4 protein-coding genes are annotated in these 8,618 nt (G+C 41.6%); all 4 read left to right on the top strand.

Features of this window, described 5'->3' with window-relative positions:
• Positions 1-253: transposase (locus tag IQ31_RS26040; RefSeq protein WP_145331177.1), on the top strand; the 253-nt coding region annotated here is incomplete at its 5' end.
• Positions 254-644: 391 nt separating this feature from the next.
• On the top strand, positions 645-4,511 hold the full coding sequence (locus IQ31_RS26035) for a hypothetical protein (RefSeq protein WP_145331175.1): 3,867 nt from the start codon (positions 645-647) through the stop codon (positions 4,509-4,511).
• A gap of 16 nt (positions 4,512-4,527) precedes the next feature.
• Entirely contained in the window at positions 4,528-7,992 is a 3,465-nt protein-coding gene (locus tag IQ31_RS26030) for a DUF6443 domain-containing protein (RefSeq protein WP_145331173.1), read from the top strand.
• On the top strand, positions 7,993-8,562 hold the full coding sequence (locus IQ31_RS26025; RefSeq protein WP_112375251.1) for a hypothetical protein: 570 nt from the start codon (positions 7,993-7,995) through the stop codon (positions 8,560-8,562). It abuts the gene before it with no gap.
• Positions 8,563-8,618: the final 56 nt, after the last annotated feature.

Raw genomic sequence — 8,618 nt, 5'->3', positions numbered from 1 at the left:
CGAGTATTCGCCCGATATCCGCAGAGCTATCTATACCACAAATGCTATTGAGGCTATGCACCGTCAGATCCGAAAAGTGACCAAAACCAAGGGAGCATTTACTTCTGATCAGGCGCTGTTAAAGTTGGTTTATCTCACGGTTAAAGAAATATCAAAAAAATGGACCATGCCTGTCCGGAATTGGGGATTGACAATGCAACAATTACATATTAAATTTGGGGATAGAATTAAAGCCTTCGGCAACTCCTTTTAGGGTTCGCACTCGAGGCTGAAAGCCTCTGAGAACGAACCCTAAAAGGAGTGATGTGACACAGTTCAGTTTACACTACCTTAAAATTTGGACTGACCTCAAAAAGTTGGACTAATTTACGCAGCGTTTTTGATATAATGAGCTCGGTATTCCACCGGGCTTATTCCATTTAAATTATTTTCCGAGTAATACGATAGGCATTAATTTATATTTTTGATATGGATTAATCTATTCAATATTAAATATTACACAATTGTTGATATTGTGACTTTAATGGGTAATATTTGTTTCTTTTTTTTAAATCAATTGTTTTAAGATTATCAGATATTAGTTATAATTAGCAAAAGGAATTTACCCTAATGTAAGCTCTGATAATAAATGTTAACCGATATTTATGAAAAGAAAGTTTTTATTAACCGAAAACGGCCTGTTTTATTGTTTTTTTCTTGGCTTAAGCAGAGATATTGTCGTTCTTATGGCGACCATATTCTTTATACTGATGCAGCCTATGTCTGTTTATTCCCAGATGGCTAAAAGTACACCATCGGGAGAAGGGCACAAGCAGATGCTGCGAACAGATGTTGTACAGCCGTCCCCCAATGCAGCAAGTCTTTTGGCTTATACAAATGTGGGCAATAACCTTGCTAAAGGTACCGTTAACCTTTCCATCCCTCTATTTGATGCCAGCAGTGATGAAATAAAGCTGCCAATTTCACTGAATTACAGTTACGATGGCTTCAAACCGAACCAGCAGATCGGATCATCAGGTATGGGCTGGAATCTAATTGCCGGAGGATCGATATCAAGAATCCCTTTTGGACACCTAGACGATACTGACGGAGCCGGAAATAATTACAAAGATAGTTATGTTCAGTCGAATATCAATCCTAATCCGACAGAGCAGTTCATGTTAGCTGTTGTCAATGGTAACTATGACACCGAGCCCGATGTTTATGAATACAGTTTTGCTGGATACAGCGGTAGATTCATTGCCTATAAGGGCAAATTTTACTGCATGCCAAACAATAAGTTTAAGATTACCGGAGGTTCCACGAACTTTACCATTGTGACAGAAGACGGCACCCGATATAGTTTTGGCGCCTATGAATCGACGTCCCACAAGGTGAATGGTGAACCTTATACCCTCCCTAATTACAATTCCACATATTACCTGACGAAAATCGAGAGCCGTTCAGGTAAAACAGCTGTTTTATTTAATTATGTCTCTGATGGACAGGTTGAACAGGGCGGCGGTATATCGCAGACCTATATGAAGTTCGAAATGCCTTATGGTGGTAATTCTGTTTTGTCTCCGGTTTCGACAACTTTTGCTTCAAGAGTAAATACACTCAGGCTTTCTTCAATAATAACTTCCGACTACAACATTAGTTTTTTGCCGGGCGACAATCGTGTAGATATACGAAACAGTTTGGGCAGCTCCTCCACACTTGGAGGGATTACAATTTCAAATTCGGCAGGTGATCTGATAAAGGGTTATCGATTCAAGTATGAGTATTTTGGCTATGGGATTTCCAATGGAAATAGATATCTCAAACTTAAGTCAATCACGGAGCTGTCCAAATCAAATGTACTACTGACTCCGGCACAGTTGGATGCGCTCAAGAAAAATAGACACGTTTTTTATTATTATAATGAAGATGTCAACGTCAATTTTCCAGCGAAAGGTGTTGCCAATGTTGACGTAAATGGATATTATACCGGAAGGGGAGAATTTAATGGAATTATCGTGCCTAATATCTATTATCCGGGTGGTCCGGACCGTTCACCTGCATTAGAAGGTACAATTATGGGCGCTCTAAAGCGAATTGATTACCCAACCGGAGGCAAGTCTGAAATTGAATATGAGTTGAATGATGTTGGACTGGGATTGAAATATAAGGATGTGGTGACAGGTGTCCAATTGCAGGCCGGAGGTTTTCTGGACGAAAATATGCCACCGATCCGTAAACGATTTGTAATCAATCAGGCACAGGATATTACCTTTTTTATACAGCGGAAAGCATTTTCTCCCTATGCAGACAACAATTCACGAAATACGGTACCTGATCTATATATCTATTCGGTAGTGGGGGGAGATGGACTGAATTTACAGAATTCAATTAAGTTGGGACTGGAGTCCGACGGCGCGGGTTACAATTGGACCTTGCATCTTTTGCCGGGAGAATATGAAGCCCGTGTCGAGAATGACATAAAAGAGGAATACATTAAATGTGAATTTAATTATACGAGCCCAGGTACCGAACAGATCATCGGTGAAAAAACATCTGGATTAAGAATGAAAGCCATAGAAGTAGACCCTTCAAATGGGCAAAAAATGCGCAAAGAATATAAATATCTAAATGCTTTGGGATATTCCAGCGGCTCGGATATGCGTCCCAATTTTTCTGCCAAAGGTTATACGCAGTTGGTCTGGGAGAATGGATCACCTACGGTTACCATTATGCCGGGGATAATATATGGTTCTACAATAGCGTCATCTGGTGCTTTTGGACAGACCTATTTTTATAGTGTGGTCGACGAACTACAGGTTAAAGGAACAGATACTTTAAAAACACGCTATAGTTACAAGGACTACGATAGGGTATTTAATCTCGATGCTGATCTAGATTCGGTTGTTACCTACCGTAAGGTGAACAATAAATTTGTGCGGCTCAACAAAAAGGAGATGGAGTATAAAATTAAATACGATACCATCTTCAATTTCTTAAGGGTTGAGCAAACTAAGGGCACACTTGGCATGAGTGGGCCATCTGCCGAACCGCCCTACGCTTTCAATCCAGAATTAGGGGTTCACTATCAGGTCTGGAAATCCCTTTTTAAGGAAAGGGAGTATAGTTACGAAACTGGTGAGCCGATACTCAGCAGCAAGGAATATATCTATGATAACAATCATCGAAATCTAAAACTACAGCGGAATACAACCTCCGATGGCAATCTTTTGCTGTCCAAATATAAATATCCTGAAGACTACGTTGGAAGTATTTCGACTGGATTCTTAAATGCAAATGTGAGAAATGTCGTACTGGAGGAGCAGATATGGAAAAAGCGTACTTCGGATTCCTCCCTTGTGGATATGACGGTTACACAGTATGACAATAGTCTCTTTAAGCCGATTAAAATATTCAAACCTGATGGGGCTATCCCAGCGCTGAATGCTGAATCCAGAACCGGACAGCTATTCAATAATCTGCTAAGTGATACAAGGCTTTCTGATCGGGTTATTTTTACCTACAATATAAACGGGCAGCTAATAACACAAAAATTGAAGCAAGGGTCTTCCACTTCCTATAAATATGGTTATGCGTCGAATCCTTTGCTGGTAGGATATCCTTCAGTTGGAACGGAGGTGATTGGGCAGATTGTAAACGGGGAGGAAAATGAACTATTTTATGAAGGTTTTGAAGAAAATGGTACGGTGGGAAATGCACATTCAGGAGGCAAGTATTTCAAGGGGTCATACGCACTATCCTGGCAACGTCCTAATAGCAAATCTTATCTTCTTGAATATTGGCTGCTACAGGGGGGAGTATGGAAATATATGAAGCAGGACTATACGGGCAATGTCACTATTGCCGCGCCGAACGGAATTGACGATGTCCGCATATATCCGCAGGATGCTTCTGTTACGACCTATACGCATTACCCGGGAATAGGCATACGCAGCATCATTTCGCCCAGTGCTGAAACCAGTTATTTTTCCTATGATGATTTCAACAGATTAAGATCGATCGAAGATGATAACCATCATATAAAAAGCGTGTATGATTATAACTATATTGATGTTGCTGACCCACCGGTCATCGTACCTCCGGTGACACAGCCTTCTGTACTTTATGCAAAGCTGACCACCGGTCCCCAGACAACATCAGATCATAATGGAGTGATGAAAACTGCCACACCATACTTTGTTTCCTTTTATTCGGATGCCGCTTGTACAATTCCTTACACACTTATAAATCCCATACAGATTAAATTCAAAGAAAAAACGACTATTACTTCTAATGCAGCGCCAACGCAAGTACTGGAATATGAATATCAGATAATGCTAGAAGCAGGGGCATCTTCGCGAAGCTTTAGTACGGGTTGGAGCTATTGTGAGGGCGGCCCTATCGAAATATCGCGGGTAGCCCAGGGGGATATAGCCACGAGGGGACTTCCTCCTGGAGAAGGTGGAGATGTCACGACCTGCTATAACAGCGTGATCACTCTTTCCAATAACGACGGATATATTGTTAAATAAAAGATTGGACGAAATTATGAAAAAGAACTTTTTAACCATATTATCTTTATTGACAGCCGGTATTGTACAAGGTCAGAATATTGTGAGCATACCCACCACGGGTCAGAATTATATCCTGACCCGAACTTTTAGGGATACAGTAAGGATAGCTCAGTTGGCAGCACAGCGTACCATTGGGAAGGAAAATCAAACAATTCAGTATTTTGACGGTTTGGGGCGCGAGGTACAGCGCGTACAGCTGATGGCGAGTCCGACGTATAAGGACATTATTCAGCATATTGAATACGATGGGTTTGGCATGGAGAATACAAAATATTTGCCTTATGCAGAGCAATCCGGCAATGGAAGTTTTAGGAGTGCAGCAAAGACTACCCAAGCTGATTTTTACAAAGTAGGTGGTGGCTGGGATCTCACAGTGATGAAGACAGGTAACCCCTATGCTGTTGCCGTATTTGAAAGTAGCCCTTTGAATCGTGTGCAACAGCAAGGAGCTCCAGGTATAGCCTGGCAACCTGCTGCTGACCGGAATACGGTGCCTTCGGGAGCAAATGCAGGGCGTACTGTAGCAACCGAATATGGAACCAATGGTGTCAACGATGTCCGTTTATGGACTATCAATGGCACAAACAATGGTGCTGCAGCTAGTTACTACACGGCAGGTAGGCTTTACAAAACTGTGTTGAAAGATGAAAACTGGATCAATAAAAATGGGACCGGAGTTCCTCCGTCTAAAGAAGGCACTGTAGAGGAATTCAAAGACTTTGAGGATCGTGTGGTTCTTAAGCGAATGTGGGAAACAGAATCCAAAGCATTAAATACATATTATGTATATGATGATTTTGGTGATCTTCGCTATGTACTGCCGCCAGGATTTACGGGTACCACATTTTCGGAAACGGTTAGCGGAGATTTTTTTGAGCTTATTTATGCTTATAAGTACGATGCGCGAAAACGGGTTGTCAGGAAAAAAGTACCGGGAAAAGGCTGGGAGTATTATGTGTATAACAATAATGATCAGATCGTCTTCACACGTGATGCCGAGCAGCTAGCACGTGGGGAATGGAGTTTTACCAAATATGACGCGCAGGGCCGGGTAATATTGACAGGAATAGAGAAAGGGCACACCGGTGATGACCAAAGCAGCCTACAGTCATCGCTGTCATCCTTTACAGGCCCCCTTTGGGAACAGCGCGGATCGGCTATGGAAGGATATACCAACAATACGATGCCACAAAATACAGGCAATATTACCGTTCAGGCAGTCAACTACTATGATAATTATACTTCCATACCGGGTTTACCCTTTACGGATCATAGCACCTATAGTATCCGGACACAGAGCCTTCTGGTTGCCAATAAGGTACTTGTACTGGATTCAAGTCCTGCAAAGTGGTTATGGACTGTCAATGATTACGATGATCAGGGCCGGATTGTGAAAGTGAGTAGCACAAACCATCTTGATGGCACCGATATCGTCACCAATGAATACAATTTTTCGGATCAACTGGTTAAGAGCACCAGGGTACACACACCGTCCACAGGGACGGCCGTTACCCTTTCAACGGGCAATGATTATGACCATCAGGGACGTTTGGTCCAGATCAGGAAAAAGGTGAACAGCCAAACCGAGATTATACAGAGTAAACTGGCCTATAACGAGATCGGCCAGCTTACAAGCAAATCGCTTCACAGTGAGAATGGCGGTGGTAATTTTATGACCAGCATAGCTTATGCCTACAACGAACGTGGCTGGCAGACCAAAGCCATTTCGGCACAGTTCACCTCATTACTGAACTATAATGTCAACGGTACAACAGTTCTTGCAAATGCACAGTACAATGGCAATATCGCACAGCAGCTGTGGGGATATGCCGCTACCACAAACAGTACTTTTAATTATAGTTATGATGCCCTGAACAGGTTGAAGAACGGTGTGAGTACGGGAACAGTGATGAGTGAGGCTCTAGAATATGACGATATGGGCAATATCAGAACACTGATCCGGGACAATGGTTCAATGATCACGTATGGCTATAACAATAGCAACAAGAGTAATCGGTTGAATACATTGTCCGGTGGTCTGACAGGATCGTTTACCTACGACCAGAACGGTAATGCAACCAAGGACCGCACAGGTATGCTGTTGACCTACAACCAGCTGAACCTTCCGAAAACCGTTATTGGAGGAGGGAAGAATATAGCCTATACCTATGATGCTCTTGGAACAAAATTAAGCCGTCTGTCAGATGTGGGCGGAATCAAGACACAGCGGGATTATATCGGCGGGATAGAATACAGTAAGACAGGAACGGGTAGTTCGGTCATTGAGCGAATTGGTACCGAGGATGGTTTTCTGTTGAACAGTTCGGGAGCATATAGCTATTACTACAATCTGACGGACCACTTGGGTAATGTACGTGTAGTATTGAAAAAAGGAGGTACATCTACGGTGCCAACTGCGGCAGTAATGCAAAAGCAGGATTATTATCCATTTGGGAAGACGAAGAGTATTGCAACGAGTATTGATAATAAGTATCTTTATAATGGCAAAGAGATGCAGGCTGACCTAAATGGCGGGACGCATACTTTGGGAAGTTCTTATATACTGGAAGGGCAGTTGGATTACGGGGCAAGATTTTATGACGCGGAGATAGGAAGATGGAACGTTATTGATGATTTCTCTGATGATCCGGATCAAAGTGATAAAAGTCCTTATGCGTATACATGGAATAATCCGGCTAACTTGAATGATCCAGATGGTAATTTTCCAACGTTTGTTACAGGAGCAATTGGAGCAGCAGTGGGGGGCGTATTAGGTGGAGGAATTGAAGCTGGTAGACAAATTTGGAACAGTGGGAAGGTAACAAACTGGAAATCTGTTGGAGGAAGTGCTTTGCAGGGAGCTATTACTGGAGGTGTCGCTGGACTGACTGGCGGAGCCAGTCTTTTGTCAACAGCTGCGATCTCTGGCGGAGCAAACGTTGTAGGTGGAGCTGCGAACAGAATGGTTCAGGGTAAATCAACCACAGTTAGTGACATTGCTGTCGATGCTGTTGCTGGAGCCGCCTTGGGTGTTGCGGGGAAAGCTATAGGAAATGCAGTTAAAAACTCTACTAATAGTCTTTCCAATCAGGCAAAAGGAAAATTGGGAGAGAGTGTAACTAAAATTAAATATGCTGCTAAAGGTTACGTGAGTAAAGGTAAGGCGAACGTTGGGACAGGACGAACAACAGCTACGGGACGTGTTCAGGTGGCTAAATATGATCATAAAATGAAAAACATATTTACGGGTAAAGAATTGACGGTGGAAAGTAAATTTAATACATCTTCTTTGACACCTAATCAAGTGGCTGCAGAAGGCAATGTTCAGACTGCAGGAGGCTTGATTGTTGATAGGACAACCAGTAAAGGATTGGGTAATTCAGCCAGAGCTGTGACGACTGGTGCAGGCGCAGGAGTAGGTTCACAAAATAATAGATAAATGGGATTAACATACAACGTGTCTAAAAAAGAGCTTTTAGTTATAAGACAAAAAATCTTCATGGAAGAAGGTCTGCCAGAGCTTGAAAAACAGGGGTTTAAAAGATCTCCATTCAGCACTTCCTGGTTTGGCTGGAATGGTGGAATAAACTGTTATATTTTTGAAATCGGTCGTTTATTGAATAATTCAATATTAGAAAATCTTAATGTTTATATAAATCGGGACGATAGATGGATTCAGATATATTTGAATATTTTTAAATTGTCACCAATGGTTGAGAATATTGAACAGCTAAAAGAGTTAAATGGAATAAATTTTGGAATCCCTCCTAGTAGTCTTACTAAAATGAGGTTAAGAGAGGATGGGAATAAAGGTATAGTTTTGATAAATGAACTGTTCTCACCGCATTATAAATTGGGTATAAGTTTTTCTTCAAATGGATTTCAACGGGAGGTAGAAAAATTGAAAAATTTAATTTCTAGCGATATGCAAAATATAGGTTTTTTTATTGAGAAATGGCATTCAATTTATCAAGTAAGCGTAACTGATTGGAATGGAAATAGAAAATAAAATCATCTAAAATTTGTTGCCAAGCTATATCTTTTGAAGTGAAATTTTTAAACCTC

This window comes from Sphingobacterium siyangense (assembly GCF_007830445.1).
GTDB lineage: Bacteria > Bacteroidota > Bacteroidia > Sphingobacteriales > Sphingobacteriaceae > Sphingobacterium > Sphingobacterium siyangense.
The sequence above is the reverse complement of the archived record's forward strand: the minus strand, read 5'-3'. Positions and strand labels throughout refer to the sequence as shown.

Excerpts from the sequence above, each read along its gene's own strand:
- IQ31_RS26035 (WP_145331175.1), top strand. The coding sequence starts at position 645 with ATGAAAAGAAAGTTTTTATTAACCGAAAACGGCCTGTTTTATTGTTTT.
- IQ31_RS26030 (WP_145331173.1), top strand. The coding sequence starts at position 4,528 with ATGAAAAAGAACTTTTTAACCATATTATCTTTATTGACAGCCGGTATT.
- IQ31_RS26025 (WP_112375251.1), top strand. The coding sequence starts at position 7,993 with ATGGGATTAACATACAACGTGTCTAAAAAAGAGCTTTTAGTTATAAGA.